This window comes from Sphaerotilus sp. (genome assembly GCF_041083715.1).
Lineage (GTDB): Bacteria > Pseudomonadota > Gammaproteobacteria > Burkholderiales > Burkholderiaceae_C > Sphaerotilus.
On the sequence record NZ_JBFPGY010000247.1, the window covers coordinates 1 to 26,547 of the forward strand.

Consider the following 26,547-nt stretch of genomic DNA (forward strand, 5'->3'; position numbering starts at 1 on the left):
CAGCTCGGCCGCGGGGGTCGTCGCCGCGTTGGCGGCACCCGGCGGACGGGCCGCGGCGCCTGCGGGTGGCCGGTCGGTGTAGGTGACCCGGCCATCCGGGCCGACCAGCTTGTATTGCGCCGAGGCAGAACCGGCCAGCAACAGCAGCCAGCCGCCGCACTGTATCGCCAGGGATGTCATGGCTGCACTCCTCGTGTCCTGGATCCGGTCCATGGTAGCCCCAGCCGCGTCACGGTGTCAGCGACAGCCGACCCTGCTCCCACTGGAGCCGAAAGCCCTGCAGGAAACTGTTGCCGTACAGCACATAGGGCATGTCACTGTCGATGACGATGGCCTCCACATCATGCGCAGGCAAGGGCCCGAGACTGATCTGCGCCAGCCGCACGCGCCGCCCGGCGCTGCGACCGGAGGCGGTCTGCACCTGCGCGGAAGCGCCAGCCTGCCAGTCCACCCCCAGCCGGCGCGCCAACTGCGTGGACAGCACGACCAGCGAGGCGCCGGTGTCGACCACGCCCTGCACCGTCTGGCCATTGATCTCGCCGGCGGAGTGGAAGAGCTGGTCGCCACCAGCTTGCAGCACCAGCCGCCGTGCGACGCCCGCCGACGCCCCCACCGTCACCGGCGCCGCACCCACCACCAGTTCCTGCTGCACACCACCGCTGGTCGCGACCACCACCGACTGCCCTGCAGCCCCGCGTTGCACGCGCAGGCCCTCGACCGTCTCGCCCACGGTCATCACGCGCGTGCGGCCATCGATGACCAGCACCACCTTGTCGCCCATCGTGCCGGCCAGCACGACCGTCGGTGCGCCCGTGGCCCGGCCAAGACCCGGCACGGCCAATGCGCCCAGCGCCAGCGCAGCAGCGCTGCCCCTGGCGCAGACCCGCTGAAATCGACCGATCGGCCAGGAACCAGACATCCGACACTCCGTGACAAGCTGGCTCGCAGACTACGGCCGGCCCGGGTCGGGCAGGACCGGAATAAGCGCACCAATCGGCCAGCACATCGTCCCGGCATGGCATGCTGGCATGCATGACATTGCCTGCCTACACTGAGGATCTCGGCCACCAGATCTACGCCATCGACACCGGTTTCGAGCGCGAACGGTTCGACGCGGCCTATCTCGTCATCGACAGCGGCCGGGCCGCGTTCATCGACACCGGCCACAACGCGGCCATGCCGCGGCTGCTGGAGACGCTGGCGGCGCTGGGCCTGTCGCGGGACACGGTGGACTGGGTGATTCCGACCCATGTGCACCTGGACCACGCCGGGGGCGCCGGCCGGTTGATGACCCACCTGCCCCTGGCCCGCGCGCTGATCCATCCCCGCGGCGCACGGCACCTCATCGATCCACTGGCGCTGGTCGAAGGCGCGCGAGCGGTCTACGGCGTCGATGCCGTCCGCCAGACCTATGGCACGGTCGAGCCCATCCCTGCACAGCGCGTGGTGGAGAGCCACGACGGGATGGAGGTCCTGATCGGCCAGCGCCCGCTGAAGCTGATCGACACCCCCGGCCATGCCCGCCACCACCACTGCCTCTGGGACGAACGCAGCCGCGGCTGGTTCACCGGCGACACCTTCGGCATCAGCTACCGCGAGTTCGACACCGCGGCCGGGCCGTGGATGTTTCCCAGCACCACGCCGGTGCAGTTCGACCCGCAGGCACTGCGCCAGTCGATCCACCGGCTGCTGCTGGCCGAGCCCCAGGTGCTCTACCCGACACACTTCAGCCGGGTCGCCAACGTGCCGCGCGTGGCGGCGCAATTCCTCGCATTGCTCGACCAGTTCGTGTCGGGTGCGCTTGCAGTACGCGCCGAATGCCCGACAGATCGATCCGAGCGTGCGAAGCGGCTGGAGGTGATGGTCGCCAGCGCACTGCTCGCCTCGGCCCGCCAGGCGGGCATTGCACTGGCCGATGCCGAAGTCCTCGCCCTGCTGCAGATGGACGTGACCCTGAACGCGCAGGGCATCAATGTCTGGCTTTCCCACGGCACTGCACGTGAAACTGACATGACGGGTTGAATCAGATTCCTGTTTCTGGCGTGTTTCCAACGGTTGTGCATTGCGACCTTGAAGCTCGGGTAAGTACCGATCAGGATGGTGGCCATGCGTACCCTCCATCCCCCCTTCCTGCGCCGAAGTCTCAGCGTGCTTGTGCTGGCCGGCAGCCTTCTGACCAGTGCCTGGGCCGGCTACGACGAAGGAGTGGCCGCCTACCAGCGTGGCCGACATGATGTGGCGCTCAAGGAATTTTCCGATGCAGCAGCCCGCGGTGATGCACGCGCCCAGCGCAGCCTGGGCCTGATGCACGAGCGCGGCGACGGCGTGCCCCGCGATCCGGCATTGGCTGTCGAGTGGTACCGCAAGGCGATCGCCCAGGGTCTGGAATGTGCGCAGTACAACCTGGCTTTCGCCACCTCGCGCCCCTGAAAGTCCTCAGGGTCTGAAGGGCACGGCCGAAGGCAGGCGTCTGCCGCGACAGGATGGCCGTGATGGGGGATCGCTCGCCCCAGGGAGTCCACCGCACCGGGACTGGGGACTTGCGCTCGCTCAGCCCGACAGCCGCGCCAGCTGCGGCAGCGGCACCACCGCCAGGCCTGCTCCGAGCAGTCCGGCACGGATGGCCCGTGCCGTTGCAACGGCATCGGCGCCGTCGCCATGCACGCAGACGCTGTCGATCGCAGTCGGCAGGCGCCGGCCGGTCACGCTGACCAGCGCCCGTGCGTCCAGCATGCGCTGCACGTGTTGCCAGCAGGCCTCGGCGCCATGCACCACTGCGCCGGGTTTCGAGCGTGGCACGAGTTGTCCATCGTCCTGGCAGGCCCGGTCGGCGAACACTTCCAGCGCCACCCGCAGACCAGCCCGCTCGCCCGCACGGGCCAGCTCCGAATGCGCGGGCGCCAGCAGGATCAGCGTCCGGTCCGCTGCCCGCACGGCGCGGGCCACGCCATCGGCCAGCACCGCATCCGCACAGGCCATGTTGCTCAACGCCCCATGCGGCTTCACGTGCGTCACCCGACCACCTTCGGCCGCCGCCAGCCCCTGCAACGCGCCGATCTGGTAGACCAGCACCGCCTCCAGCTCCGGCGGCGAGAGGTCCATGCGGCGCCGGCCGAAACCCTGCAGATCGGGAAACGACGGGTGTGCGCCCACGCTGACCCCACGCGCCAGCGCCGCGCGCACAGTCTGGCGCATCACCAGCGGATCGCCGGCGTGGAAGCCGCAGGCGATGTTTGCGCTGCGCACCACGTCGAGCATGGCGGGGTCGTCGCCCATCGACCAGGCGCCAAAACTCTCGCCCAGGTCGGCATTGAGGTTGATCGCATCCAGGGTGTGCACAGGCAGCTCCGGCAGGTTCAGAATTCGGCCCGCAGCATGCCGCTGACCAGGTTGTCGGTGCAGAGGGCGGCTTCGTCCAGCCAGCCTTCCGGTTTGCAAGACAGCAGCGCAGCAGACCACGCCTGCCACTGTGCCTGGGCGGCCAGCAGCGCCCGGCGCGCAGTCGGCGCATCCACGGCCTCGAAGCGCAGGTGGCAGCCGGCGGGCATCAGCGCCAGCCGCGGCAGATCCGCCCGGATGACGGTCGCGATCTTCGGATAGCCGCCCACCGTCTGTCCATCGGCCAGCAACACCACAGGCAAGCCATTCGCAGGCACCTGGATCGCGCCAGGCACGGCACCATCCGAGACGATGTCGGCGGCGGCAGCACCGATGTGCACCAGCGGTGGGCCGGCCAACCGCATTCCCATGCGGTCCTGCTCGGCGGTGACGCGCCAGTCGGTGTCGAGAAACCGCGTGCGCGACTGCGCCGTGAAATGGTCATCTTGCGGCCCCCAGAGGACGCGGATCGGACCGGCCGGCAGCGCCAATGGCGACAGCGACCGGCGTTCACCCCTCCCGGACGCCAGATGGCTGTGACACGGCAGACGATCCCCCGGCGCCAGCATGCGGCCGTCCAGTCCACCGAAGCCCGTGCGGACATGGGTGGACCGGCTGCCCAGCACCAGCGGCACCTGCACACCGCCACCCAGCGCCAGACAAGCGCAGCCGTCGACTGCGGCGCCCAGGTGCAGGCGGTCACCCTCGGCCAGCGTGCCGCTGCGCCAGGCTCCCAGCGGCCGGGTCGGCCCCTCCCCACGCGACACGTCCACGCGCACATGCCCCGCGACCGCGACCCGCACAGGGCCCCGGACGACCTGCAGGACCAGCCCCGGTCCTCGCCATTCCAGACCCGCCACACCCGCCGGATTTCCGACCAGCACGTTGGCCGCATCCGCCCAGGGCGGCACCAGCCAGCCCGCCTGCGCGACACCCTCATGGCGATGACCGAACCGCCCTGCGTCCTGCACGGTGCAGCCAGGGCCACCGGACACGACCTCGATCAGACCGTCCGGCACGACAGGCCTTCGGTTTCCTGAAAATCCTGGCGCACCAGCACGCCACGCGCCCAGTCGGCGGCCAGGCGATCGTGTTCCGTGCGGTCGACCGCCATCCAGCGCACCGTGTCACCGGCGGTCAGCCACGCCGGTGCCTCGGTCTGCGCCAGATCGAACAGCGGCAGCGGGATGTGCCCGAGCAGACGCCAGCCACCCGGACTCGCCCACGGGTACACACCACACATCGACCCCGCCACTGCCAGCGACCCTGCCGGCACCACCTTGCGCGGCGTGGCCAGCCGCGGCATCACCAGCTCGGCTGGCAAGCCGGTCAGATAGGGAAAGCCGGGCATGAAGCCCATCATGCAGACCCGGAACAGGGTGCGGGCCAACCGCTGCACGACCTCGTCCTGCGACAACCCGCACGCGGCGGACACATCGGCCAGATCAGGTGCGAACGCCGGGGCAAAGCACACCGGCAACCGCCAGCGAGATCCGACCGGCAGGGACACCCCATCGGCTGAACTCAGCGCCTGCAGACGCGCGCCCAGAGCCTCGGCATCGGCACGCAGCGGATCGAACAGCACGGTGAGCGAGCGGAAGGTCGGCACCACGTCATGCACCCCCGTCAGTGCGGCGTCCACCCCCTGCTGCGCACGGACCTGATTTGCCAGCCGCATCACCCGGGCATGGGCCGCCGGGTTGATCTCGCACCCGAATTCGACCGTCCAGGCAGCATCCCCGAGTGGCAGCAGCCGAGCCTTGTCAGGTTCAGATGCACGGGGCGTCTCCATGGGGTCTGCATCCACGGCGGTGTTTCCTTTCTCCCGCACATTCAGCCAGAAAAAAAGCCCGCCGGGGCGACCCGACGGGCTTGGTCCATCACACCAGCAACCCTCAGGCGGTCACGCCCTTGGCGATGTCCGCGTACTCCTCGATCTGGTCGAAGTTCAGGTACGTGTAGATCTTGCTGCTGTCCTTGTTGATCACGCCCATGTCGGCGGCGTATTCGGCCACCGTCGGGATGCGGCCCAGCTTGGACGCGATCGCCGCCAGTTCCGCCGACGCCAGGTACACGAACGTGTTCTTGCCCAGCCGGTTCGGGAAGTTGCGGGTCGAGGTCGAGACCACGGTCGCGCCTTCACGCACCTGCGCCTGGTTGCCCATGCACAGCGAGCAGCCCGGCATTTCGGTGCGCGCACCGGCCGCGCCGAACACGCCGTAGTGGCCTTCCTTGGTCAGCTCGGACGCATCCATCTTGGTCGGCGGAGCGATCCACAGCTTCACCGGGATGTCGCGCTTACCTTCGAGCAGCTTGGAAGCCGCACGGAAGTGACCGATGTTGGTCATGCACGAACCGATGAACACTTCGTCGATCTTGGCACCGGCCACTTCGCTCAGCAGCTTGGCGTCGTCCGGATCGTTCGGGCAGCACAGCACCGGCTCGGTCAGCGCGTTCAGGTCGATCTCGATCACGGCCGCGTATTCGGCGTCCTTGTCGGCTTCGAGCAGGTTCGGGTTGGCGAGCCAGGCTTCGACCTTCTCGATGCGGCGCTGCAGCGTGCGGGCGTCGGCATAACCGTCGGCGATCATGTTCTTCATCAGCACGATGTTGCTGGTGAGGTATTCCTTGACCGGTGCCGGGTTCAGCTTGACCGTGCAGCCGGCGGCCGAACGCTCAGCCGAAGCGTCGCTCAGCTCGAACGCCTGCTCGACCTTCAGGTCGGGCAGACCTTCGATTTCGAGGATGCGGCCCGAGAACACGTTCTTCTTGCCGGCCTTGGCCACTGTCAGCAGACCGGCCTTGATGGCGTACAGCGGGATCGCATGCACGAGGTCGCGCAGCGTGATGCCGGGCTGCATCTGTCCCTTGAAACGCACCAGCACCGATTCCGGCATGTCCAGCGGCATCACGCCAGTGGCCGCACCGAAGGCCACCAGGCCGGAGCCGGCCGGGAACGAGATGCCGATCGGGAAGCGGGTGTGCGAGTCACCGCCGGTGCCGACGGTGTCGGGCAGCAGCAGGCGGTTCAGCCACGAGTGGATCACGCCATCGCCCGGACGCAGCGCGACACCGCCGCGGCTGGAGATGAACTTGGGCAGCTCGCGGTGCGTCTTGACATCGACCGGCTTCGGATAGGCCGCGGTGTGGCAGAACGACTGCATCACCAGATCGGCCGAGAAGCCCAGGCAGGCCAAGTCCTTCAGCTCGTCGCGGGTCATCGGGCCGGTGGTGTCCTGCGAACCCACGGTCGTCATCTTCGGCTCGCAGTAGGTGCCGGGACGAACGCCCTGGCCTTCCGGCAGACCGACGGCGCGGCCGACCATCTTCTGCGCCAGCGTGAAGCCGGCGTTGGTGGCGGTCGGAACCGACGGCAGGCGGAACAGCGTGGACGCGGGCAGGCCCAGGAACTCGCGGGCCTTGGCGGTCAGCGAGCGGCCGATGATCAGGTTGATGCGGCCGCCAGCGCGCACTTCGTCGAACAGCACGTCGCTCTTGAGCTTGAACTCGACGACGGTCTCGCCGTTGCGCACGATCTTGCCGTCATACGGACGCACATCGACCACGTCGCCCATTTCGAGCTTGGTGACATCGACTTCGATCGGCAGCGAGCCGGAGTCTTCCTGCGTGTTGAAGAAGATCGGGGCGATCTTGCCGCCGAGCGTCACGCCACCGAAGCGCTTGTTCGGCACGAACGGGATGTCCTGGCCCGTGGCCCAGATCACCGAGTTGGTGGCCGACTTGCGGCTGGAACCCGTGCCGACCACGTCGCCGACGTAGGCCACGAGGTTGCCCTTCTGCTTCAGGTCCTCGATGAACTGCATCGGGCCGCGCTTGCCGTCTTCCTCGGGTACGAACGCCGCGCCTTCGCGGGTGTTCTTCAGCATGGCGAGGTAGTGCAGCGGGATGTCCGGGCGGCTCCAGGCGTCCGGGGCTGGAGACAGGTCGTCGGTGTTGGTCTCGCCAGGCACCTTGAACACGGTCACGGTGATCGACTGCGGCACTTCCGGACGCGTCGTGAACCACTCGGCATCGGCCCACGACTGCATGACTTCCTGCGCCTTGGCGTTGCCGGCCTTGGCCTTCTCGGCGACGTCGTTGAAGAAGTCGAACATCAGCAGGGTCTTCTTCAGACCTTCGGCCGCGACCGCCGCGACATCTGCGTCAGCGTCCAGCAGCTCGATCAGCGGGTGCACGTTGTAGCCGCCCACCATGGTGCCGAGCAGCTCGGTGGCCTTGGCCTTGGAGATCAGGCCGACGGCGATGTCGCCATGGGCAACTGCGGCCAGGAACGACGCCTTGACCTTGGCCGCATCGTCCACGCCCGGGGGCACGCGGTGCGTCAGCAGGTCCAGCAGGAACGCGTCCTCGCCAGCCGGCGGGTTCTTGATCAGCTCGATCAGGTCGGCGACCTGCTTGGCGTCCAGCGGCAGCGGCGGGATGCCGAGGGCGGCGCGTTCGGCGGCGTGTTCACGATAGGCTTGCAGCATGAGGGGCTCCGTGCGGGTGACTGGGCTTGAAGGCCTGGGGGTAGTCCCGTATTTTATGTCTTATATAAGACTTGCCAAGGGAAAGTACGCACTGGCCGTGGCGATCTCGCCATGCCAGCGCCAGCGCGCCTGTCCTGCATCAGACTTTCTGCGTCGGATGGACGCACTCATCGACCATGCGCTGTCCGATCCTGGAGTTCATCATCATCGACTTGTTGGCGATCTGCAGCCAGACGACGCCGGCCTTCTTGTCTTCCAGGCGCACGGCACCGGTCGTGGTCGGCTCAGGCGCCAGCAGATACGTCTTGCCCTTGAAGAGGATGTGGAAGTAGCCCGCCTTCTCCGGCACGCTCTCGACATCGACGGTCTGGTCGAACTCGCAGTGCTGCGCGCCGACCAGCACACGCTCGGCGTTGGCCAGCTGCTCCGGGCTCAGTTCGGCGAGCGGTGCAGGCTGGACTGCCACCGGTTTGGCCTTCTTGGCCTTGCTGGTCACGGCCAGCGCCGACCCGGTCGTCAACGCACAGGCAACGGCGATCAGGGTGGCAGCGAGGGGACGGGTGTAGAGGTGGGACATCGGGAACTCCGGTGCGGATGAGACGGAAGCGAACCATATCGGCACACCCGGGCAACCAGGTGACCGCCGGGCACAAGGACGTGCAGTTTGCCGCACCGGATGTCCCTGACTGTTGCAGGGCGTAGTGACAGGCCAGTTCAATGCGTCCCGAAAAAGGCCAGCCGCACCTCGCCCGGCATCTGGCCGGCACCGTGGATCGACGTGCGGTGCGCACGTTCGAGCACGTGCCAGAAATAACGGTAGCTGGCGCGGTCATGGAGCGTGTCCTGCCCATGGTGGCGGTGGCGGATCGGCCCCCAGTGGGCGGCTTGCGCGGCCAGCAGGATCTCGGCAGCCTGGTCCACCTCGGCGGTCGTCGGCGAGAATGCATCGACGATCGGACGGATCTGGTCGGGATGGATGCTCCACATCCGCGTGTAGCCCAGTTGCCGGCAGGCCTTGGTTGCAGCTTCTTGCAACGCTGACATGTGCTTGAACTCGGTGACCACGCAGTGCGACGGCACCTTGCGCCAGCCATGGCAGGCCGCGGCGATCTCCAGCTTGGCACGCATCACCAGCGGGTGCTCGAACTGGCCCTTGACCGTCATGCCGCTCTGCGGAATGGCGCCGCGGTGGTCGGAAACGAAATCCATCAACCCGAACGACAGCGACTCGATGCGCGGGTGCGCGGCCAGCGCCTGCACCTCGCGCAAGGCACCGTGCGTCTCGACCAGCGCATGCACAGGGATCCGGCGCGACACGCCGTGGCGGGCGATCGCCTCGTCGATGACGCCGACCGCACGCTCCAGATCGGCCAGGCCGCGCGGCTTGGGCACCATGATGTAGGCAACCCGCTCCCCCGCCTGGCCAACGACCACATCGACCATGCGCTCGAACGCCGGGTGATCGATGGTCTGCACGCGGGCACCGACGCGGCCGTACAGGTTCTGGGGGGCATTGACCAGCTCGGCGATCAGGTGTGCGTGCTCGACCTCGCCGCCGACGGGTGCGCCGTCCTCGCCGTCCAGGGTGATGTCGAAGACGGGACCCAGCTCGGCCTGCAGCTCCAGGCTCTTGCGCATGCGGATCTCGACACCGGCATAGTGGTCGCACACCGGCAGCTCGGGCGCGGGCGCGTCATGGGCATCGAACAGGGCATCGCGGGGATGGACTTTGTTCATGGCGGCAGTCCTTGGTGTCAGACCTTCAAGAAAAAAGGCCGGCGCTTGTGGCGACCGGCCTTCCATTGTGGACCCGCCAGATCGACGGGCCCGCGCTGTCACCTCAATGGGAGATCACAGCAGATGCTTGACGCCGTCCTTCTCGCCTTCCAGCTCGGCCAGGGTCTTGTTGATGCATTCCTGCGAGAACGCGTCGATGGCCAGGCCTTCGACGATCTTGTACTCGCCACCTTCGCAGGTGACCGGGTAGCCGAACATCGTTTCAGCCGGGATGCCGTATTCGCCGTTCGACGGGATGCCCATCGTGACCCAGGCGCCGTTGGTGCCCAGGGCCCAGTCGCGCATGTGGTCGATGGCCGCGTTGGCAGCCGAAGCGGCCGACGACAGGCCACGGGCGGCGATGATCGCGGCACCACGCTTGCCGACGGTCGGCAGGAATACTTCGCGGTTCCAGGCCTCGTCACCGATCATGTCCTTGACCGACTCGCCGCCGATGGTGGCGAAGCGGTAGTCAGCGTACATGGTCGGCGAGTGGTTGCCCCACACGGCCAGCTGCTCGATGGCGGCGACCGGCTTGCCGGTCTTGGCAGCGATCTGCGAGGCAGCGCGGTTGTGGTCCAGGCGCAGCATGGCGGTGAAGTTCTTGGCCGGCAGGTCCGGGGCCGACTTCATCGCGATGTAGGCGTTGGTGTTGGCCGGGTTGCCGACCACCAGCACACGCACGTCGCGCGAGGCAACGGCGTTCAGGGCCTTGCCCTGCGCGGTGAAGATGGCGCCGTTGATCGACAGCAGCTCGGCACGCTCCATGCCCGGGCCGCGGGGACGCGAGCCGACCAGCAATGCGTAGTCGGTGTCCTTGAAGGCGGTCATCGGATCGCTGTGGGCTTCGATGCCGGCCAGCAGCGGGAACGCGCAGTCTTCCAGCTCCATGATCACGCCCTTGAGCGCTTCCTGGGCTTTTTCCATCGGCACTTCGAGCAGCTGCAGGATGACCGGCTGGTCCTTGCCGAGCATTTCGCCGGAGGCAATGCGGAACAGCAGGGCGTAACCGATCTGACCAGCAGCGCCGGTAACGGCAACACGGACGGGCTTCTTGCTCATGGGCGAGGCTCCTGAAATGAGTGCAGCGAGGTGGGGCAACGAAAAAACAGAAATCGGCGGCCAGTCTAGGGATCGACCCCAATGCTGTCAATCATCTTATGTCTTATATAAGACATCTTGTAGAACAGCGTTGCAGCACGACACAGCGATGTGCTGCAATCTCGGCCATGCCCGCTCCCGCGTCCTCGTCAGCGCCATCCCTGCCCGTCGATCCGGCGGGCGAAAACACGCCAGCCTTCAGCCCGCTCTACCAGCAGATCAAGACGCTGATCATGCGCGGCCTGCAGTCGGGCGAATGGAAGCCGGGCGAAGCCATCCCGAGCGAGCTGGAGCTGGCGGCGCGTTTTCGAGTCAGCCAGGGCACCGTGCGTAAGGCTATCGACGAGTTGGCAGCCGAGAATCTGCTGGTTCGACGCCAAGGCAAAGGCACGTTCGTGGCCACCCACAGCGAAGAGAAGATCCAGTATCGATTTCTGCGACTGCAGCCGGAAGGTGGTGCGGAACCGGTGCCGATGCAGCGCCAGTTCCTGGACTGCCGACGCATCGCCGCGCCAGCTGACGTGGCGAAAGCCCTGTCACTGCGGGCGGGTGAGCCGGCGGTGGAAATCCGCCGCACGCTCTCGCAGAATGGTTGCCCGATCGTGCTGGACGACATCTGGCTGCCGGCCCAGCTGTTCACCGGGCTGACGGCACAGCGCATGGGTGACTACAAGGGGCCGCTGTACGGCCTGTTCGAATCCGAGTTCGGAGTACGCATGATCCGGGCCGAGGAGAAGATCAGGGCGATGGCGGCCGACAAGGAAGTCGCCGTGGTGCTGGGTGTCGAGGCCGGCAGTCCGCTGCTGAGCGTCGAGCGACTGTCGTTCACCTACGGCGACAAGCCGGTGGAGTTGCGCCGAGGCTTCTACAACACCTCGACACACCACTACCGCAACGAGCTGAGTTGAAAAGATGTGGGTCCGGACCCCTCGCTCGGGTGTACGGCCTGCTGCATTGCAATAAAATTCGGCGGTTTCTTCGTCATTACACAAGACAAAAGGCATCTCATGGCAGACACCATCAAGCAGCGGCCTGGCCCGATGCGTCTGATCGACGCGACCCAGTACCGACTTCCCGTCGCGGCGCAGTTGTCCATCCTCCACCGCGCCAGCGGCATGGTGATGTTCCTGCTGCTGCCTTTCATCGTCTGGATGTTCGACACCAGCGTGAGTTCGGAAGTCTCCTACGACACCTTCACCTCGGTATTCTCTGCGGGGTGGGGTTTCCTGCCGGGCTGGTTCGTCAAGCTGGTGGTGCTCGCACTGATCTGGTCGTATCTGCATCACTTCTGTGCAGGTGTGCGCCACCTGTGGATGGACGCCACCCACAGCGTGTCCAAGGAACAGGGCCGCTCGTCCGCCATCGTCAGCTTCGCGCTGAGCCTGGCGCTGACCGTGGCCCTCGGTGCCAAGCTGTTCGGCCTGTATTGACAAGAGACCACGAGGCGATTCCCCACCATGTCCATTAATTACGGTTCGAAGCGCATCGTCACCGGTGCGCACTATGGCCTGCGCGACTGGCTCGCGCAGCGCATCACCGCGGTGCTGATGGCGCTGTTCACCATCGCCCTGCTCGCGCAGGTCCTGTTCGGCGGCCCGCTGGGCTATGACCGCTGGTCGGCGATCTTCTCGTCGCAGTGGATGAAGACGCTGACCTTCGTGCTGATCGTCTCGCTGGCGTGGCACGCCTGGGTCGGCATGCGCGACATCTTCATGGACTACGTGACCCGCTCGCTCGGGCTGCGGCTCGCGCTGCAGGTGTTCACGCTGGTCTGGCTCGTCGGCTGTGCCGGCTGGGCGGTGCAAGTTCTCTGGAGACTCTGATGGCGTCCATCGCTACTTCTGCCGGTTACACCGGCTCCCTGCCGCGCCGCAAGTTCGATGTGGTCATTGTCGGCGCAGGTGGTTCGGGCATGCGTGCCTCCCTGCAGCTGGCCCGTGCCGGTCTGAACGTGGCCGTCCTGTCCAAGGTGTTCCCGACCCGATCGCACACCGTCGCCGCCCAGGGTGGTGTCGGTGCGTCGCTGGGCAACATGTCGGAAGACAACTGGCACTACCACTTCTACGACACCGTCAAGGGCTCCGACTGGCTGGGTGACCAGGACGCGATCGAGTTCATGTGCCGCGAGGCACCGAAGGTCGTGTACGAGCTGGAACACTTCGGCATGCCGTTCGACCGCAATGCCGACGGCACCATCTACCAGCGCCCCTTCGGCGGCCACACCGCGAACTACGGCGAAAAGCCGGTCCAGCGCGCCTGCGCCGCCGCCGACCGCACCGGTCACGCGATGCTGCACACGCTGTACCAGCAGAACGTCAAGTCACGCACCCAGTTCTTCGTCGAATGGATGGCGCTGGACCTGATCCGCGATGCCGAAGGCGACGTGGTCGGCGTGACCGCGCTGGAAATGGAAACCGGTGACGTCTACATCATGGAGGCCAAGAGCGTATTGCTGGCCACCGGTGGTGCCGGCCGCATCTTCCAGGCGTCGACGAATGCCTTCATCAACACCGGCGACGGCCTGGGCATGGCTGCCCGCGCCGGCATCCCGCTGCAGGACATGGAGTTCTGGCAGTTCCACCCGACCGGCGTGTCCGGCGCGGGCGTGCTGCTGACCGAAGGCTGCCGCGGCGAAGGCGCGATCCTGCGCAACGCCAACGGCGAGCGCTTCATGGAACGCTATGCCCCGACGCTGAAGGACCTCGCCCCGCGTGACTTCGTCTCGCGCTGCATGGACCAGGAAATCAAGGAAGGTCGCGGCTGCGGTCCGAACAAGGACTACATCAACCTCGACATGACCCACCTGGGCGGCGACACCATCCTGAAGCGCCTGCCCTCGGTGTTCGAGATCGGCCACAACTTCGCCAACGTCGACATCACCAAGGAGCCGATCCCGGTGGTGCCGACCATCCATTACCAGATGGGTGGCATCCCGACCGGCATCACCGGTCAGGTCGTGACGACGCAGAACAACGTCAACACGATCGTCAATGGTCTGTATGCCGTGGGCGAGTGCTCCTGCGTGTCGGTGCATGGCGCCAACCGCCTGGGCACCAACTCGCTGCTGGATCTGCTGGTCTTCGGCAAGGCCGCTGGCAACCACATCATCGAGTCGCTCAAGGCCGCACCGAAGTCGCACAAGGAACTGCCGAAGGATGCGGCCGACCTCGCGCTGGCCCGCCTGGCCCGCCTGGACAGCAGCAGCACCGGCGAGTACGCGCAGGATGTCGCCAATGACATGCGCGCCGCGATGCAGCAGCACGCCAGCGTGTTCCGCACGCAGAAGATCATGGACGAGGGTGTCGTCAAGATCAACGCACTGCGCGAGCGCGTCGCCCGCATCACGCTGAAGGACAAGTCCAAGGTCTTCAACACCGCCCGCATCGAGGCGCTGGAAGTCGACAACCTGATGGAAGCCGCCCAGGCGACGATGACCTCGGCCGCCGCCCGCAAGGAGTGCCGTGGCGCACACACCGTCAAGGACTACGAGCGCACCGCCGACGACGCGCAGTTCCCGCTGGGCCGCAACGACAAGGAATGGATGAAGCACACCCTCTGGGACAGTGCCACCAACTCGCTGTCGTACAAGCCTGTCAACCTCAAGCCGCTGACGGTGGATTCGGTTCCACCCAAGGTCCGCACCTTCTAAGACGCCCAGCGAAGAGAAGAGAACACCACCATGGCCAAGCGCACATTCCAGATCTACCGCTACGACCCCGACAAGGACGCCAAGCCCTACATGCAGTCGATCGACGTCGAACTCGACGGCCACGAGCGCATGCTGCTGGATGCCCTGATCAAGCTGAAGGCGGTCGATCCCACGCTGAGCTTCCGCCGTTCGTGCCGCGAAGGCGTGTGCGGCTCGGATGCGATGAACATCAACGGCAAGAACGGTCTGGCGTGTCTCACCAACATGCGTGACCTGCCGGGTGTCGTCGTGCTCAAGCCGCTGCCGGGGCTGCCGGTCATCCGCGATCTGATCGTGGACATGACCCAGTTCTTCAAGCAGTACAACTCGATCAAGCCCTACCTGGTCAACGACGATCCGCCGCCGGACAAGGAGCGTCTGCAGACGCCCGAAGAGCGCGACGAGCTGAACGGCCTGTACGAGTGCATCCTGTGCGCGAGCTGCTCGACGAGCTGCCCGAGCTTCTGGTGGAACCCGGACAAGTTCGTCGGTCCGGCCGGTCTGCTGCAGGCCTACCGCTTCATCGCCGACAGCCGCGACCAGGACACCAGCGCCCGACTGGACAATCTGGAAGATCCGTACCGCCTGTTCCGCTGCCACACGATCATGAACTGCGTGGACGTGTGCCCGAAGGGTCTGAATCCGACCAAGGCCATCGGCAAGATCAAGGAATTGATGATCCGTCGGGCCGTCTGAGCCCTGGGTGCGCCATCCCGGTGCACCCCGGTCAGACCACTGAAAGATGCGCAATGGACACTTTGCTCGACGAGCGAGCCCTCAGCAAGCTGCACTGGCGCTGCCGACGCGGCCTGCTGGAAAACGATCTGTTCATTGAACGGTTCTTCGGGCGCTATGAATCCAGCCTGACCGTCCGACAGGCCCGGGGCCTGGAAGTTTTGATGGATCTTGCCGATAACGACCTGCTGGACCTGCTGCTGCGCCGGCGCGAACCTGAAGGCGATCTGGATCAGCCAGACGTCCGGATCGTGCTGGACATGCTGCGGCAGCGTCCTTGAGGTCCGGGCAAGATCGAGCCCATTCAGACACTATTGACCTACCGAGGAAACAGCCATGATGACCCCCTCCGACGTGAAGGCCACCCTATCGTTCTCCGATGGCAGTGCCTCGATGGACCTGCCGCTCTACAAGGGCACGATCGGCCCGGATGTCATCGACATCCGCAAGCTCTACGCGCAGACCGGCAAGTTCACCTACGACCCCGGTTTCCTGTCCACGGCGTCCTGCAACTCGACCATCACCTACATCGACGGTGACAAGGGCGAACTGCTGTACCGCGGCTATCCGATCGAGCAGCTCGCGGTCAACTGCGACTTCCTCGACACCTGCCACCTGCTGCTGTACGGAGATCTGCCGAACGCGGACCAGCGCACGGACTTCCACGGCCGCGTGACCAACCACACGATGGTCAACGAGCAGATGCAGTTCTTCCTGCGCGGATTCCGCCGGGACGCGCACCCGATGGCCATCCTGACCGGCCTGGTCGGCGCGCTGTCGGCCTTCTACCACGACAGCACGGACATCAACAATCCGCAGCACCGCGACATCGCCGCGATCCGCCTGATCGCCAAGATGCCGACGCTGGTGGCGATGGCCTACAAGTACACCGTGGGCCAGCCCTACATGTACCCGCAGAACGACCTGTCCTATGCAGGCAACTTCATGCGGATGATGTTCGCCACGCCGTGCGAGCCGTACAAGGTGAACCCGGTGATCGAGCGCGCGCTCGACCGCATCTTCATCCTGCACGCCGACCACGAGCAGAACGCCTCCACCTCGACCGTGCGCCTGTGCGGTTCCTCGGGCACCAACCCGTTCGCGGCCATCGCAGCCGGCGTGGCCTGCCTGTGGGGCCCGTCGCACGGCGGCGCCAACGAGGCTTGCCTGAACATGCTGGGCGACATCCAGAAGATGGGCGGCGTGGCCAAGGTCGGCGAGTTCATGAACCAGGTGAAGGACAAGAACTCCGGCGTCAAGCTGATGGGCTTCGGTCACCGCGTCTACAAGAACTACGACCCGCGTGCCAAGCTGATGCGCGAGACCTGCCACGAAGTGCTGGGCGAACTCGGTCTGCAGAACGACCCGCTGTTCAAGCTGGCCATGGAGCTGGAGAAGATCGCGCTGGAAGACGACTACTTCGTCGCCCGCAAGCTCTATCCGAACGTGGACTTCTACTCGGGCATCGTGCAGCGCGCCATCGGCATCCCCGTGCCGCTGTTCACCGCCATCTTCGCGCTGGCACGCACCGTGGGCTGGATCGCGCAGCTCAACGAGATGATCGCCGACCCCGAGTACAAGATCGGCCGTCCGCGCCAGCTGTTCGTGGGCGCTGCCCGCCGCGACGTGCCGCCGCTGTCGGCACGCTGATCCAGGTCCGGCACCTCCGGGTGCCGTCTCCGCAAGACACAAGGCCCCGAAAGGGGCCTTGTTCATTCTCCATCCGGTTCCGCGCGGATCAGAAGCGGTAGCCGATGCGCAGTCCCCCCCAGTGGCGTCCCTGGATCACGATCGGTGCGGCCACTTCCTTGAGCAGCACGAAATTGCCGCCGCCCATGTCGCGGCGGTAGGTCTGCACGAGGAACGGCCGGCGATTGCGGGCCGAGGCCAGTCCGGTGCGGTCATTGAAGATGCGCCGATAGCGGCTGTTGGCGGTGTTCCACACCACATCACCAGGGCGCTGCGACTGGCAGTAGATGCGGTTGTGGGTCGCCACATAGCCGTTGCGGTCCACCGCGATGCAATAGGCGATCTTCTCGCCGGAGGCCAGCACCTGCTCCTGCACTTCCGGGAACAGCCGGTCGGCCAGCGACACGAACCGCGTCAGGAACTGGGGGGGATCGGTCTGCGCGATCGGCTGGTACTGCTCGTCGAACAACGCCGGCAGGTCGATCTGCCCGGCCGCCAGCGCCCGGTCGAGCGCCTCGGTGATGCGCTGCGCAGCAGCCTGGGCAGAGCGGATCAGCGGGCTGTCCTCGGTCTCGACGCCGCAGCCCGCCAGTTCGTCGATGAGGCGTTCGGAGACAGCCAGAAAGCGGTCGCTGCAGTGCATGGCGGTATCGAGTCCGCCGATCGCGCCCTGGATCTCCTTGCCCAGCATTTCGGTTTTGTCGATCACTTCCTGCGCGATCGACCGGCTGGCTTCTGCGGCCCCATCGATGCGGTGCACCGCGGTCTCCACATCGGCGAAGGCGCGGTGGATCTGGCCCTGTCGATCGGCGCGGGGGTCGATGCGGATGTCACGCGAAAATGCCTCGATGCGGCGATCCAGGTCGTCCAGCGTGCTCATGATGGTGCGCGAGGAGGACTCGACACGCCCGGCCAGATCCTTCACGGCGTCGGCCACCACGCCGAAGCCGCGGCCGGCTTCTCCTGCGCGCTTGGCCTCGACCGAGGCATTGAACGCCACCAGCCGGGTCTGCAGCGCGATCTGGCCGATGTCACCCGCTGCGCTGGCGACCTGGTGCAGCACCTCGACGATGCCCGTCACCTCGCAGGCGACCTGCTCGACCTGCTGGCGGGCACGGACCACTGCATCCCGACTCTCCTGCGTGGCATCACCGATGGCATGCTGGGTCTGCTGCACACGGGCCAGATCGACGTTCAGGTGGGTCATGGCCTCCAGCTGGGCCGTGACGATCTTCTGCGTGTCCTCGATCACGCCGCGGGTCTCCGCTGCATCCCGGCCGATGTGCGAGACCTGCCGGGACAGGCGCTGAACAACATCGGATTGACTGGCCGTTGCAGGACGGGTGTCGACCGTCGGCGTCACCGCCACAGGCCCTCGAGATCGGAGCAGGTTCAGCATGAAGGATTCCTTGACACGAATTACCAAGTGCGCAGCTTGGCACGCAGGCGGGCGATGGACTGGCTGTGCAACTGGCAAACCCGGGACTCGGTGACCCCCAGGACGGCCGCGATTTCCTTGAGATTCATGTCCTCTTCGTAGTACATGCTCATCACGTACTGCTCACGCTCAGGCAAGTGCTTGATCGCATCCACCAGTGCCTCGCGCATGCGCCGATCGTTGAGCCGGGCCAGCGGGTCGGCCTCGCTGTCGACGACGTGGCGGTCGAGGTAGTCGCTTTCACCTTCGTCGCCGCTCATGTCTTCGAGGTAGACCAGCTGCGTGCCACGCACGCGGTTCAGCAGATCCTGGTAATCGGTGAGCGACAGACTCATCTCGACGGCGATCTCGCTCTCTTGCGGTGCGCGACCCAGGCGCTGTTCCAGCCGGTGCACCGCTGCTTCGATGTCGCGCTGGTGCTTGCGGTTGCTGCGGCTCATCCAGTCGCCGCCGCGCAATTCGTCCAGCATGGCGCCGCGGATGCGCTGGGTGGCGAAGGTCTCGAACTGGACCCCCTGCTTCACATCGAAGCGCGTGAGAGCGTCGGTCAATCCGATCATGCCGACCTGGATCAGATCGTCCAGTTCGACATTGGCCGGCAACCGGGCAATCATCTGGTGTGCCAGACGCCGAACCAGCGAGCTGTATTGCTCCAGCATCTTGTTGGCTTCGAGTTGGCCCTTGGAGGTGTACATCAGGTGGCTCCGGATCAATTCAGACCATCGGCTGCAAAAGGGGTGACGACGTCACCAGCGCCGGGCCACGGCGCCCCATCTCGGGCAGGACAAACGCCGCAGCCGCACCCAAGGAGGCCTCCATGAAGGCCATGAGCGTGGCGGAGGCCATCGCGGGCAGTGCCACAGCGCGCGGATCGATGTCGACCGAGTCGTGGCGCACACCACCGAAAAACAGTGCCGCGCACTGGGCCAGCCGGTCCTTGACCAGCCGGATGCCGGTCGAGCCGGCGGCAGCGCTCACCAGCAGGTCATGCGACAGCCAGTCCACGCGCTGGGACAGCACTTTCAGGGCGGCGTAGGCATGGGTCATCGAATCGGGCTGCTCGTCGCAGATGACGATGGGCCGCGGCCGGCTCAGCTGCAGCTCGCCGCGCCCGAACATCCGCGCCAGCTCGACGGCCGAGCCGTGCACGACCACCGCCTGGGACAGGGGGGCCGCATCGATGAGTGCCTGCAGGAACGCCTGGGTCGAACCGCTGGCATTGCTCCAGCGGGCCGGCAGGCCGCGGGCCGACAGGCTCGCAGTGCGGTCAGTCAGCACCTGGATGCGGTCAGACAGCTCCAGGCCCTGGTCGGGCAGATCGGCCTGGAGGCGCGGTGTTTCACGGACACCAAGACGGGGGTGGTCGCAGACATCCACCACCAGCGTGTAGAGACCGAGCTGATCCAGCGCGGCACAGATCTGCCGGATCAGCACACTTTCCTGCGCGACGAACGGATTCGACACCACGGGAATGAAGCGAACGGTCCGGGTCGAGAACAGGCGACGCAATCCATCGGCCTGGTCACCAGGTTGAGCACGACGTCCATCAGAAGGAAATGCCATCAGCGACTCCGTCGGCCGGTCCGGGCTCATGCGCCCAGTTCTCGCGACGTGTAGCCACCGCGACGCAGTGCCGTACCCGTCGCTGCACCGGAGCGCGCGAAGGTCATGCTCACGTCTCCGGGGCTCATGCGCCAGGCCTGCGAGGCGCTGCCACGCAACGCACGCTGGATCAGCGTCTGGCTGTTCAGGTGGTGCCAGTCTTCCGGCACGCGCTGGCCGGTGGACACCGCCAGCACTTTCAGCCGGTGGCGGATCATGGCGTCCAGTGCCGGTCCGAGCTTCACGGCCTCGTCGAGTTTCGACAGGATGATGCCCTTGGCCTGGCTCGCCTTGTAGGCGGTGACCACGTCCTCGATCGTCTCGGCCTGCTGCGCCGCGTTGACCACCAGCAGGCGCTTGATGCTGCGGTGGGTCAGCATGTCGAGCAGATCACGGGTGCGGGCATCGCGCTGGGCCAGGCCCGCGGTGTCGATGAGCACCATCTTCTTGCCGGACAGCAGGTCGAGCAGATCCTCCATCGCCGCGCGGTCGTGGGCCGTGTGCACCGGCACGCCGAGGATGCGGCCATAGGCACGCAACTGTTCGTGGGCCCCGACGCGGTAGGCGTCCAGCGTGATCAGACCGAGCTGCGACGGGCCGTGGCGCGTGGCAAAGGCCGTGGCGAGCTTGGCCGTCGAGGTGGTCTTGCCGACGCCGGTCGAGCCGATCAGCGCGTAGACACCACCCTCGTCTTCCAGATCGGCCTCGTCCTCGCTGGTGAGCAGGTTGCGCTGCAGCAGGTCGGTCACCGCGCCCAGTTCGTCACCTTCCTCGGCCGGCATGCCATCGACGATTTCGCGCACCAGCGCCGGCGAAAAGCCGCACTCCAGCAGGCGGGTGCTCAGCTGCACCTGGCGCGGGTTCTTCTGGAGCCGGTCCATGAACGCCATCATGGTGAAGCGTTCCTCGATCAGGCTCTTCATCGAACGGATCTCTGCCAGCATGTCCGCGTCCGCCGACGGTGACGAGGCGATTTCGGGTTCGTCTTCGAAACTGTCGTCCGCCGGGGCCGTGCGCGCTGCCGGACTGTTGGCCGAGGTCGCGTGGCTGGCGGTTGGCGGGGTGGCCTTGGCCGGCGCCGAGGGGTTCAGCAGGAATGGACGGATCGCGCCTTCGTCCACGGCTGCAGCGACCGGTGCGGACGCTTCGGCACGGGCACTGTCGGGCGGCAATGACCAGTCGCCATAGGTCGGTTCAGCCGCAGTGGCGGGACGCCCGGTCAGCGGCGCGCGTCGCGCGTCGCTGCGTACTTCGGGGCGGGACACTGGCGCACGGGGTTCGGGCTCGGGCGTCGTGGTGCCGTCACGGGCACTCAGTTCAGCCTTGCGCTTCTTGAGCATGCGCTCGCGGACGTAGTCCTGGAACGACAGCGTGCTCATGGCCAGCGTGCCCACGTCGTCCTGCACCGGCGTGGCCGACGGTTCGGCAGCAGCCGGCGCAGGCGCTGCAGCCCCTCGGGCAGACACCGGAGCTGGCGCCTTCGGCGCGGCGGGTGCAACCATCGAACGGGGCGCTGGCCGGGCGGCTGCGGCCTGGGGCGCAGGTGCCGCAGGCGCGTCGTGCCGGTCCAGCGCATCGATGCTTTCGGAAGGCATCGCCACGACTTCGACCCCATCGCTGCTCGGCTTGGTCGAGAGAATCACTGCATTGTCGCCGAAGGTCTGACGCACTTTCTGCATCGCTTCGCGCGAGTTGCGCCCGAAAAAGCGCTTCACATTCATGAGTGTGCTCCGATGATCGAACCGATGCGGATCGAGTGGGTGTCAGGTATTTCGCTGTGCGCCAGCACCTTCAGGCGTGGCGCTGCACGGCGCAGCAGGCGGGACAGGGACGGGCGCAGGGGATCGGGCACCAGCAGGCACGCGGCCTGTCCGAGGTCTTCCTGACGACGGGCCGCGTCGGAGGCGCCGCGGCTGAGCTGGTCGGCGACGCTCGGATCGAGCACGGGGCCGTTCGCCGCGGTGAGCGCCTGCGTCAGCAGCCGCTCCAGTTCGGGCTCCAGCGCGATCACGTCCAGCTCGCGCTGCGTGCCGTAGATCTGCTGCACGATGGCCGGTGCAAGCGCCACGCGCAGTCGCCGTGCCAGCTCGACCGGATCGGTCACACCGGCCGCCGATTGCTCGGCCAGCGATTCGACGATCGAGCGCATGTCGCGGATGTGCACGCCTTCTTCCAGCAGGGACTGGAGGATTTTCTGCAGAGGGACGATGCCGATCATCTTGGGGATCACGTCTTCGATGAGTTTGGGCGCCAGCTTGGTCACATGCTCGACCAGCGCCTGGGTTTCGGTGCGGCCCAGCAAACGGGCCGCGTGTTGTTGCATCAAGTGTGAAAGATGGGTCGCCACGACGGTCGAGGAATCAACAACCGTGTACCCGGCCATTTGGGCGGTTTCTCGCTGGCGCTCGTCGACCCACACTGCGGGCAGCCCGAAGGCCGGATCGACGGTGGTCTGGCCCTGCAGCGCCAGCTGCGCATTGCCTGGATTGATGGCCAGGAACATGCCCGGGTAGGCTTCGCCCTCGCCCATGACGGCCCCGCGCAGCGTCAGGCGGTACATGCTGGGCTTGAGTTCGAGGTTGTCGCGGATGTGCACGGAAGGCGGCAGGAAGCCCACCTCCTGCGCAAACTTCTTGCGCACGCCCTTGATGCGGTTGAGCAGATCGCCCCCGCGCTCCTTGTCCACCAGCGCGATGAGGCGGTAGCCGACCTCCATGCCGAGCGTGTCGACAGGCTGCAGATCGTCCCAGCTTGCTTCGTCGCCGGGCGCCTTGGTGGCCGGTGCATCTCCTCCTGCCAGACTGGCGGCCTCTGCGATGGCCAGTGCCGCACCACGGCCCCGCATGGTGTAGGCCAGATACCCCAGTCCGGTCGCCACCGACAGGAACACCAGGTGCGGCATGCCGGGCACCAGCCCCAGCATGCCGATGACACAGGCCACCATGCCCACGGCCTGCGGCGTGCGGAACATCTGGCCGATGATCTGCGTGCCGACGTCCTGCTCCTTGCCCACGCGGGACACCACCATGGCCGCGGCCACCGAGATCAGCAGGCTGGGGATCTGCGCCACCAGCGCGTCACCCACCGCCAGCAGCACGTAGGTGCTCGCAGCCGCCGAGGCGGTCAGGTCGTGCTGCGCCACGCCGATGATGAAGCCGCCGATGATGTTGATGACCAGGATCAGGATGCCGGCGATGGCGTCGCCACGCACGAACTTGGACGCACCGTCCATCGAGCCGAAGAACTCCGCCTCGTTGCCGACCTCGATGCGCCGGCGCTTGGCCTCCTTCTCGTCGATCAGGCCGGCGTTCAGGTCGGCGTCGATCGCCATCTGCTTGCCGGGCATGGCGTCCAGCGTGAAGCGCGCACCGACTTCCGCGATCCGCTCGGCGCCCTTGGTCACCACGACGAAGTTGATCACCACCAGGATCGCGAAGACGATGAAACCGACCGCGAAGTTGCCGCCGATCAGGAAGTGCCCGAAGGACTCGATCACCGCACCGGCCGCACCCGGCCCCGTGTGGCCTTCGAGCAGCACGACCCGGCTCGACGCCACGTTCAGCGACAGCCGCATCAGCGTCGTCAGCAGCAGCACCGACGGAAAGGCCGCGAAGTCCAGCGGCCGCACCATGTAGGACGCCACCACCATCACCATCAGCGCCGAGGCAATGTTGAAGGTGAACAGCAGGTCCAGCAGGAAGGTGGGCAGCGGCAGCACCATCATGGCCAGGACCATGATGATCATCACCGGGGCGGCCATGCCCTGGATCAAGGCCGAGTTGGCGCCGAAGAGGCGCTGCAGGTTCTGGAACTGGGCGTTCATGGCGTGGGCGTGGGCGCGCCGCCGGTGCGGGCGGCGTGCCGGTTGTGTCGGGGATCAGCCGGGTCAAGCTCCGGCGGCACGGGTATCAGATCCAGCGAGGTCGGGTACGGCGCACGGCCGGCCATCGCCTCGCGCAGGCGGAACACATGGGCCAGCACCTGGGCCACGGCGCTGTACAGCGCCACGGGAATCTCGCGGTCGAGTTCGGTCGTGGCGTAGAGCGCGCGGGCCAGTGGCGGAGCTTCCAGCACCGGCACCCGCGACTCGGTGGCCAGTTCGCGGATCTTCATCGCCACCTGGTCCGTGCCCTTGGCGACGACCTTGGGCGCACCGCTGCTGTCCTCGCTGTACTTGATGGCCACCGCGTAGTGGGTCGGGTTCATCACCACCAGGTCGGCCGTCGGCACCGCGGTCATCATCCGGCGGCGCGAGGCCTCGCGCATGCGCTGGCGCAGGCGGCCCTTGATCTCCGGGTTGCCCTCCTGCTGCTTGTGTTCTTCCTTGATTTCCTGGTGGCTCATCTTCAGCTTCGAGGCATGCATGAAGCGCTGCAGCGGCAGGTCGATCACCGCGAACAGCGCCAGCACCAGCACCAGCAGCCACAGGCCCGACAGGATCTGGCTGCCCGCCTCGGTGAAGGCCGCGCTCAGCTCGACCGACTGGCTGCGCACGAAATCGTCCCGGTGCGCCCACATCCACAGCGCCCCCACCCCCGCCAGCAGCAGCGCCAGCACACAGGACTTGAGCGTGTCGCTCAGCTTGTCCTTGGAGAGGATGTTGACCAGGCCGCTGAGCGGGTTGAGCTTGCCGAAGTTCGGCGCCATCACCTGCATCGTGAACACCCAGCCGCCCGACGCCATCGAGGCGGCCACCGACACGACACAGACCACGCTGCCCAGGAAGAGACTGAGCAGCAGCAGATCGGGCACCACCGCGGACAGCCGCTCGGCCATGAACGCCGGGCTGGCTGCCGTCACCGCGTCAAAACGCAGTGACGCGGCCAGCAGGTCGCGCAAGCGTTGCGTGACCGAAGGCGCCACCCACGAGATCACGCCCAGCGAAGCCGCCACCACCACGAAGTGCCCCAGGTCCCGCGAGCGCACCACCTGGCCTTCGGCACGCGCCTTTTTCAGGCGCTGCTCGGTGGCGGGTAGTTGCTTGTCTTGGGAGCTGTCGCCGGACATCGGAAGTGGGAAGCGAGAAGGGGCGTCGAAGGAAAGGGGTTCGACGCCATTCTTCCGCCCGATGTGCAGAACTGGAGGCCGATAAGCACGCCCTTTCGCTGCGTATTCCCTGCCGGCCACCCCCACCCACAACCCTGCCGGCGTCAAGCATGAAAAAGGCGGCCCGAGGCCGCCTTGATCCGATCTTGGGCGCATTCACCGCCCTCGCCGCCGCATCAGCGCGGCGCCACGGTCACCCACTGCCACTCCAGCCAGTTGTCGGCCCGGTGCACCACGGTCACGTTCTGCCGCGCAGCCCACGGCACGAACTGGCGGTGCAGCGGAATGTGGTGGACCTGCGCGTTGTGCTCGGCGAAGACCTGCCGGATGAGTGCCTGGCGCTTCGCCACGTCGACTTCCCGGCTGGACGCGGCAGCCAGCGCATCCAGCTTGTCGTTCTTCACGTTGCCGAAGTTCCAGTCGCCCACGCCCTTGTCGCCGCGGTTGCGGTAGATCGGGGTGAAGGTCGTCTCCGGGTCGGTGATCGAGCCGCCCCAGCCGAGCAGGTAGAGGCTGGTGTCGAGGTTCTGCAGCTTGGGGAAATACGCAGCGCGCGGCATCGCATTGACACGCACCTTGACCTTGAGCTGCGACCACATGCCCGCCAGCGCGACGCAGATCTCTTCGTCATTGACGTAGCGGTTGTTGGGGCAATCCATCGTGACCTCGAACCCGCTGGCGTAGCCAGCGTCCGCCATCAGCTTGCGTGCCGCCGCGAGATCGAAGGGCAGGCGACGCTCGATCTCCGGGTCGTTCAGGCTACCCAGCGGGCTCGGCACCACCGCACCGGTCGGGATCGCCTGGCCATTCATCAGCCTGGTCCTGATCGCCTCGATGTCGATCGCCTGGTAGAGCGCACGGCGCACGCGCACGTCCTTGAACGGATTGGTGTCGCCGGGCACCTGGCCATAGAGCAGCTTGTCGCGCGCCTGGTCCATGCCGATGAACAGCACGCGGTTCTCCACGCCCTCGATGACCTTGACACCCGCCGTGCCCTTCAGGCGCGCCACGTCGCGCGGCGCCGGATCGAGCACGAAGTCCACCTCGCCCGACACCAGTGCGGCGAGCCGGGTCGCGTCGCTCTTGATCGGGGTGTAGACGACCTCCTGCAGGTTGCCCTCGAACTTGCCCCACCACGCCGGGTTGCGCTTGTAGGTGGTCTTGATGTCGGGCTGGCGGCTGACGAGGATGAACGGGCCGGTGCCGTTGGCGTTCATCGCCGCGAAGCTCTCTTCCTTGTTCTTGAAGTCCTGCGGCTTGGTGACGCGGTGCTTCTCGGACCAGGACTTGCTCATGATGAACAGCGTGTTCACGTGCTGCAGAAACACCGGGTCAGGCTCGCTCAGCCGGAACTCGACCGTCAGCGCATCGATCTTCCTCGGCTCGCCGACCTGGTTGGCGAAGGCGATGAGGTTGGAGCTGGGTTCCCGGGCACGCAGGATGGAAAAGACCACATCGTCCGCGGTGAACGGCGAGCCGTCGTGGAACTTCACATTGGGCCTCAGCTTGAAGCGCCAGGTCAGCGGCCCGGTCTGCTGCCACTCGGTGGCGAGCTGCGGAACGATGCCCAGCTGCTTGTCGCGCCCGACCAGCGTCTCGTAGAC

25 protein-coding genes are annotated in these 26,547 nt (G+C 66.5%); 9 read left to right on the top strand and 16 right to left on the bottom strand.

Going from position 1 to position 26,547, the window contains the following annotated elements; translation table 11 throughout:
- Positions 1-180: DUF4124 domain-containing protein (locus AB3X43_RS10870; protein WP_369429863.1), on the bottom strand; the 180-nt coding region annotated here is incomplete at its 3' end.
- A 49-nt stretch (positions 181-229) separates the two neighbouring features.
- Entirely contained in the window at positions 230-919 is a 690-nt protein-coding gene (locus AB3X43_RS10875) for a retropepsin-like aspartic protease family protein (RefSeq protein WP_369429864.1), read from the bottom strand.
- Between the two features lie 113 nt (positions 920-1,032).
- Between AB3X43_RS10875 and AB3X43_RS10880 the strand changes: the two genes are divergently transcribed.
- Positions 1,033-2,022: an MBL fold metallo-hydrolase gene (locus AB3X43_RS10880; RefSeq protein ID WP_369429865.1), complete on the top strand. Its 990-nt coding sequence runs from the start codon at positions 1,033-1,035 to the stop codon at positions 2,020-2,022.
- 84 nt (positions 2,023-2,106) lie between these two features.
- Positions 2,107-2,430 (top strand): tetratricopeptide repeat protein, encoded by a 324-nt coding sequence (locus AB3X43_RS10885; RefSeq protein WP_369429866.1) that lies wholly within the window; start codon positions 2,107-2,109, stop codon positions 2,428-2,430.
- 120 nt (positions 2,431-2,550) lie between these two features.
- On the opposite strand, the gene AB3X43_RS10890 is transcribed toward AB3X43_RS10885, so the two are convergent.
- The 7 genes from AB3X43_RS10890 to AB3X43_RS10920 form a co-directional block, all read right to left on the bottom strand.
- Positions 2,551-3,330 (bottom strand): LamB/YcsF family protein, encoded by a 780-nt coding sequence (locus AB3X43_RS10890; protein ID WP_369429885.1) that lies wholly within the window; start codon positions 3,328-3,330, stop codon positions 2,551-2,553.
- Between the two features lie 26 nt (positions 3,331-3,356).
- Positions 3,357-4,397 carry a 5-oxoprolinase subunit C family protein gene (locus AB3X43_RS10895; RefSeq protein ID WP_369429867.1) on the bottom strand — a complete coding sequence of 347 codons (1,041 nt, stop codon included), beginning with the start codon at positions 4,395-4,397 and terminating at the stop codon, positions 3,357-3,359.
- Positions 4,382-5,185: a 5-oxoprolinase subunit PxpB gene (pxpB, locus tag AB3X43_RS10900; protein ID WP_369429868.1), complete on the bottom strand. Its 804-nt coding sequence runs from the start codon at positions 5,183-5,185 to the stop codon at positions 4,382-4,384. The genes AB3X43_RS10895 and pxpB overlap by 16 nt, the downstream gene beginning before the upstream one ends.
- Positions 5,186-5,273: 88 nt before the next feature.
- Positions 5,274-7,868: a bifunctional aconitate hydratase 2/2-methylisocitrate dehydratase gene (gene acnB / locus AB3X43_RS10905; RefSeq protein ID WP_369429869.1), complete on the bottom strand. Its 2,595-nt coding sequence runs from the start codon at positions 7,866-7,868 to the stop codon at positions 5,274-5,276.
- A 139-nt stretch (positions 7,869-8,007) separates the two neighbouring features.
- On the bottom strand, positions 8,008-8,445 hold the full coding sequence (locus AB3X43_RS10910; RefSeq protein WP_369429870.1) for a hypothetical protein: 438 nt from the start codon (positions 8,443-8,445) through the stop codon (positions 8,008-8,010).
- 137 nt (positions 8,446-8,582) lie between these two features.
- Positions 8,583-9,605 carry an HpcH/HpaI aldolase/citrate lyase family protein gene (locus AB3X43_RS10915; RefSeq protein WP_369429871.1) on the bottom strand — a complete coding sequence of 341 codons (1,023 nt, stop codon included), beginning with the start codon at positions 9,603-9,605 and terminating at the stop codon, positions 8,583-8,585.
- Between the two features lie 114 nt (positions 9,606-9,719).
- On the bottom strand, positions 9,720-10,706 hold the full coding sequence (locus AB3X43_RS10920) for a malate dehydrogenase (protein ID WP_369429872.1): 987 nt from the start codon (positions 10,704-10,706) through the stop codon (positions 9,720-9,722).
- 167 nt (positions 10,707-10,873) lie between these two features.
- Between AB3X43_RS10920 and AB3X43_RS10925 the strand changes: the two genes are divergently transcribed.
- The 7 genes from AB3X43_RS10925 to gltA all read left to right on the top strand — a co-directional run bounded on the left by AB3X43_RS10925 (position 10,874) and on the right by gltA (position 16,818).
- Positions 10,874-11,653, top strand: a complete 780-nt coding sequence (locus tag AB3X43_RS10925) for a GntR family transcriptional regulator (protein WP_369429873.1) — start codon at positions 10,874-10,876, stop codon at positions 11,651-11,653.
- Positions 11,654-11,752: 99 nt separating this feature from the next.
- On the top strand, positions 11,753-12,175 hold the full coding sequence (sdhC, locus tag AB3X43_RS10930; protein ID WP_369429874.1) for a succinate dehydrogenase, cytochrome b556 subunit: 423 nt from the start codon (positions 11,753-11,755) through the stop codon (positions 12,173-12,175).
- Positions 12,176-12,202: 27 nt separating this feature from the next.
- Entirely contained in the window at positions 12,203-12,568 is a 366-nt protein-coding gene (gene sdhD, locus AB3X43_RS10935) for a succinate dehydrogenase, hydrophobic membrane anchor protein (RefSeq protein ID WP_179634714.1), read from the top strand.
- Positions 12,568-14,394 carry a succinate dehydrogenase flavoprotein subunit gene (gene sdhA / locus AB3X43_RS10940; RefSeq protein WP_369429875.1) on the top strand — a complete coding sequence of 609 codons (1,827 nt, stop codon included), beginning with the start codon at positions 12,568-12,570 and terminating at the stop codon, positions 14,392-14,394. The genes sdhD and sdhA overlap by 1 nt, the downstream gene beginning before the upstream one ends.
- Positions 14,395-14,424: 30 nt before the next feature.
- A complete protein-coding gene (locus AB3X43_RS10945) occupies positions 14,425-15,129 on the top strand; it encodes a succinate dehydrogenase iron-sulfur subunit (RefSeq protein WP_369429876.1) in 705 nt (234 codons plus the stop codon).
- Between the two features lie 53 nt (positions 15,130-15,182).
- On the top strand, positions 15,183-15,449 hold the full coding sequence (locus tag AB3X43_RS10950) for an FAD assembly factor SdhE (protein ID WP_369429877.1): 267 nt from the start codon (positions 15,183-15,185) through the stop codon (positions 15,447-15,449).
- 58 nt (positions 15,450-15,507) lie between these two features.
- The gene (gltA, locus tag AB3X43_RS10955) at positions 15,508-16,818 is read left to right on the top strand and encodes a citrate synthase (protein ID WP_369429886.1); all 1,311 of its coding nucleotides are present in this window, start codon (positions 15,508-15,510) and stop codon (positions 16,816-16,818) included.
- An 88-nt stretch (positions 16,819-16,906) separates the two neighbouring features.
- Here the strand turns inward: gltA and AB3X43_RS10960 are convergent, their stop codons facing one another.
- The 7 genes from AB3X43_RS10960 to AB3X43_RS10990 form a co-directional block, all read right to left on the bottom strand.
- Positions 16,907-18,256: a methyl-accepting chemotaxis protein gene (locus AB3X43_RS10960; protein WP_369429878.1), complete on the bottom strand. Its 1,350-nt coding sequence runs from the start codon at positions 18,254-18,256 to the stop codon at positions 16,907-16,909.
- Positions 18,257-18,276: 20 nt separating this feature from the next.
- Positions 18,277-18,990, bottom strand: coding sequence for an RNA polymerase sigma factor FliA (locus tag AB3X43_RS10965; protein WP_369429879.1), 714 nt, complete (start codon positions 18,988-18,990; stop codon positions 18,277-18,279).
- Positions 18,991-19,009: 19 nt separating this feature from the next.
- Positions 19,010-19,858, bottom strand: coding sequence for a flagellar biosynthesis protein (locus AB3X43_RS10970; protein ID WP_369429880.1), 849 nt, complete (start codon positions 19,856-19,858; stop codon positions 19,010-19,012).
- Between the two features lie 26 nt (positions 19,859-19,884).
- Positions 19,885-21,618 carry a flagellar biosynthesis GTPase FlhF gene (gene flhF, locus AB3X43_RS10975; RefSeq protein ID WP_369429881.1) on the bottom strand — a complete coding sequence of 578 codons (1,734 nt, stop codon included), beginning with the start codon at positions 21,616-21,618 and terminating at the stop codon, positions 19,885-19,887.
- The gene (flhA, locus tag AB3X43_RS10980; protein ID WP_369429882.1) at positions 21,615-23,720 is read right to left on the bottom strand and encodes a flagellar biosynthesis protein FlhA; all 2,106 of its coding nucleotides are present in this window, start codon (positions 23,718-23,720) and stop codon (positions 21,615-21,617) included. Before flhA ends, flhF begins: the two co-directional genes overlap by 4 nt.
- Entirely contained in the window at positions 23,717-24,904 is a 1,188-nt protein-coding gene (gene flhB, locus AB3X43_RS10985; protein ID WP_369429883.1) for a flagellar biosynthesis protein FlhB, read from the bottom strand. The genes flhA and flhB overlap by 4 nt, the downstream gene beginning before the upstream one ends.
- A gap of 215 nt (positions 24,905-25,119) precedes the next feature.
- On the bottom strand, positions 25,120-26,547 hold a 1,428-nt coding region (locus AB3X43_RS10990; protein ID WP_369429884.1), incomplete at its 5' end, for an ABC transporter substrate-binding protein.

Excerpts from the sequence above, each read along its gene's own strand:
- AB3X43_RS10875 (WP_369429864.1), bottom strand. The coding sequence starts at position 919 with ATGTCTGGTTCCTGGCCGATCGGTCGATTTCAGCGGGTCTGCGCCAGG.
- AB3X43_RS10880 (WP_369429865.1), top strand. The coding sequence starts at position 1,033 with ATGACATTGCCTGCCTACACTGAGGATCTCGGCCACCAGATCTACGCC.
- AB3X43_RS10885 (WP_369429866.1), top strand. The coding sequence starts at position 2,107 with ATGCGTACCCTCCATCCCCCCTTCCTGCGCCGAAGTCTCAGCGTGCTT.
- acnB (WP_369429869.1), bottom strand. The coding sequence starts at position 7,868 with ATGCTGCAAGCCTATCGTGAACACGCCGCCGAACGCGCCGCCCTCGGC.
- AB3X43_RS10910 (WP_369429870.1), bottom strand. The coding sequence starts at position 8,445 with ATGTCCCACCTCTACACCCGTCCCCTCGCTGCCACCCTGATCGCCGTT.
- AB3X43_RS10915 (WP_369429871.1), bottom strand. The coding sequence starts at position 9,605 with ATGAACAAAGTCCATCCCCGCGATGCCCTGTTCGATGCCCATGACGCG.
- AB3X43_RS10920 (WP_369429872.1), bottom strand. The coding sequence starts at position 10,706 with ATGAGCAAGAAGCCCGTCCGTGTTGCCGTTACCGGCGCTGCTGGTCAG.
- AB3X43_RS10925 (WP_369429873.1), top strand. The coding sequence starts at position 10,874 with ATGCCCGCTCCCGCGTCCTCGTCAGCGCCATCCCTGCCCGTCGATCCG.
- sdhC (WP_369429874.1), top strand. The coding sequence starts at position 11,753 with ATGGCAGACACCATCAAGCAGCGGCCTGGCCCGATGCGTCTGATCGAC.
- sdhD (WP_179634714.1), top strand. The coding sequence starts at position 12,203 with ATGTCCATTAATTACGGTTCGAAGCGCATCGTCACCGGTGCGCACTAT.
- sdhA (WP_369429875.1), top strand. The coding sequence starts at position 12,568 with ATGGCGTCCATCGCTACTTCTGCCGGTTACACCGGCTCCCTGCCGCGC.
- AB3X43_RS10945 (WP_369429876.1), top strand. The coding sequence starts at position 14,425 with ATGGCCAAGCGCACATTCCAGATCTACCGCTACGACCCCGACAAGGAC.
- AB3X43_RS10950 (WP_369429877.1), top strand. The coding sequence starts at position 15,183 with ATGGACACTTTGCTCGACGAGCGAGCCCTCAGCAAGCTGCACTGGCGC.
- gltA (WP_369429886.1), top strand. The coding sequence starts at position 15,508 with ATGACCCCCTCCGACGTGAAGGCCACCCTATCGTTCTCCGATGGCAGT.
- AB3X43_RS10960 (WP_369429878.1), bottom strand. The coding sequence starts at position 18,256 with ATGCTGAACCTGCTCCGATCTCGAGGGCCTGTGGCGGTGACGCCGACG.
- AB3X43_RS10965 (WP_369429879.1), bottom strand. The coding sequence starts at position 18,990 with ATGTACACCTCCAAGGGCCAACTCGAAGCCAACAAGATGCTGGAGCAA.
- AB3X43_RS10970 (WP_369429880.1), bottom strand. The coding sequence starts at position 19,858 with ATGGCATTTCCTTCTGATGGACGTCGTGCTCAACCTGGTGACCAGGCC.
- flhF (WP_369429881.1), bottom strand. The coding sequence starts at position 21,618 with ATGAATGTGAAGCGCTTTTTCGGGCGCAACTCGCGCGAAGCGATGCAG.
- flhA (WP_369429882.1), bottom strand. The coding sequence starts at position 23,720 with ATGAACGCCCAGTTCCAGAACCTGCAGCGCCTCTTCGGCGCCAACTCG.
- flhB (WP_369429883.1), bottom strand. The coding sequence starts at position 24,904 with ATGTCCGGCGACAGCTCCCAAGACAAGCAACTACCCGCCACCGAGCAG.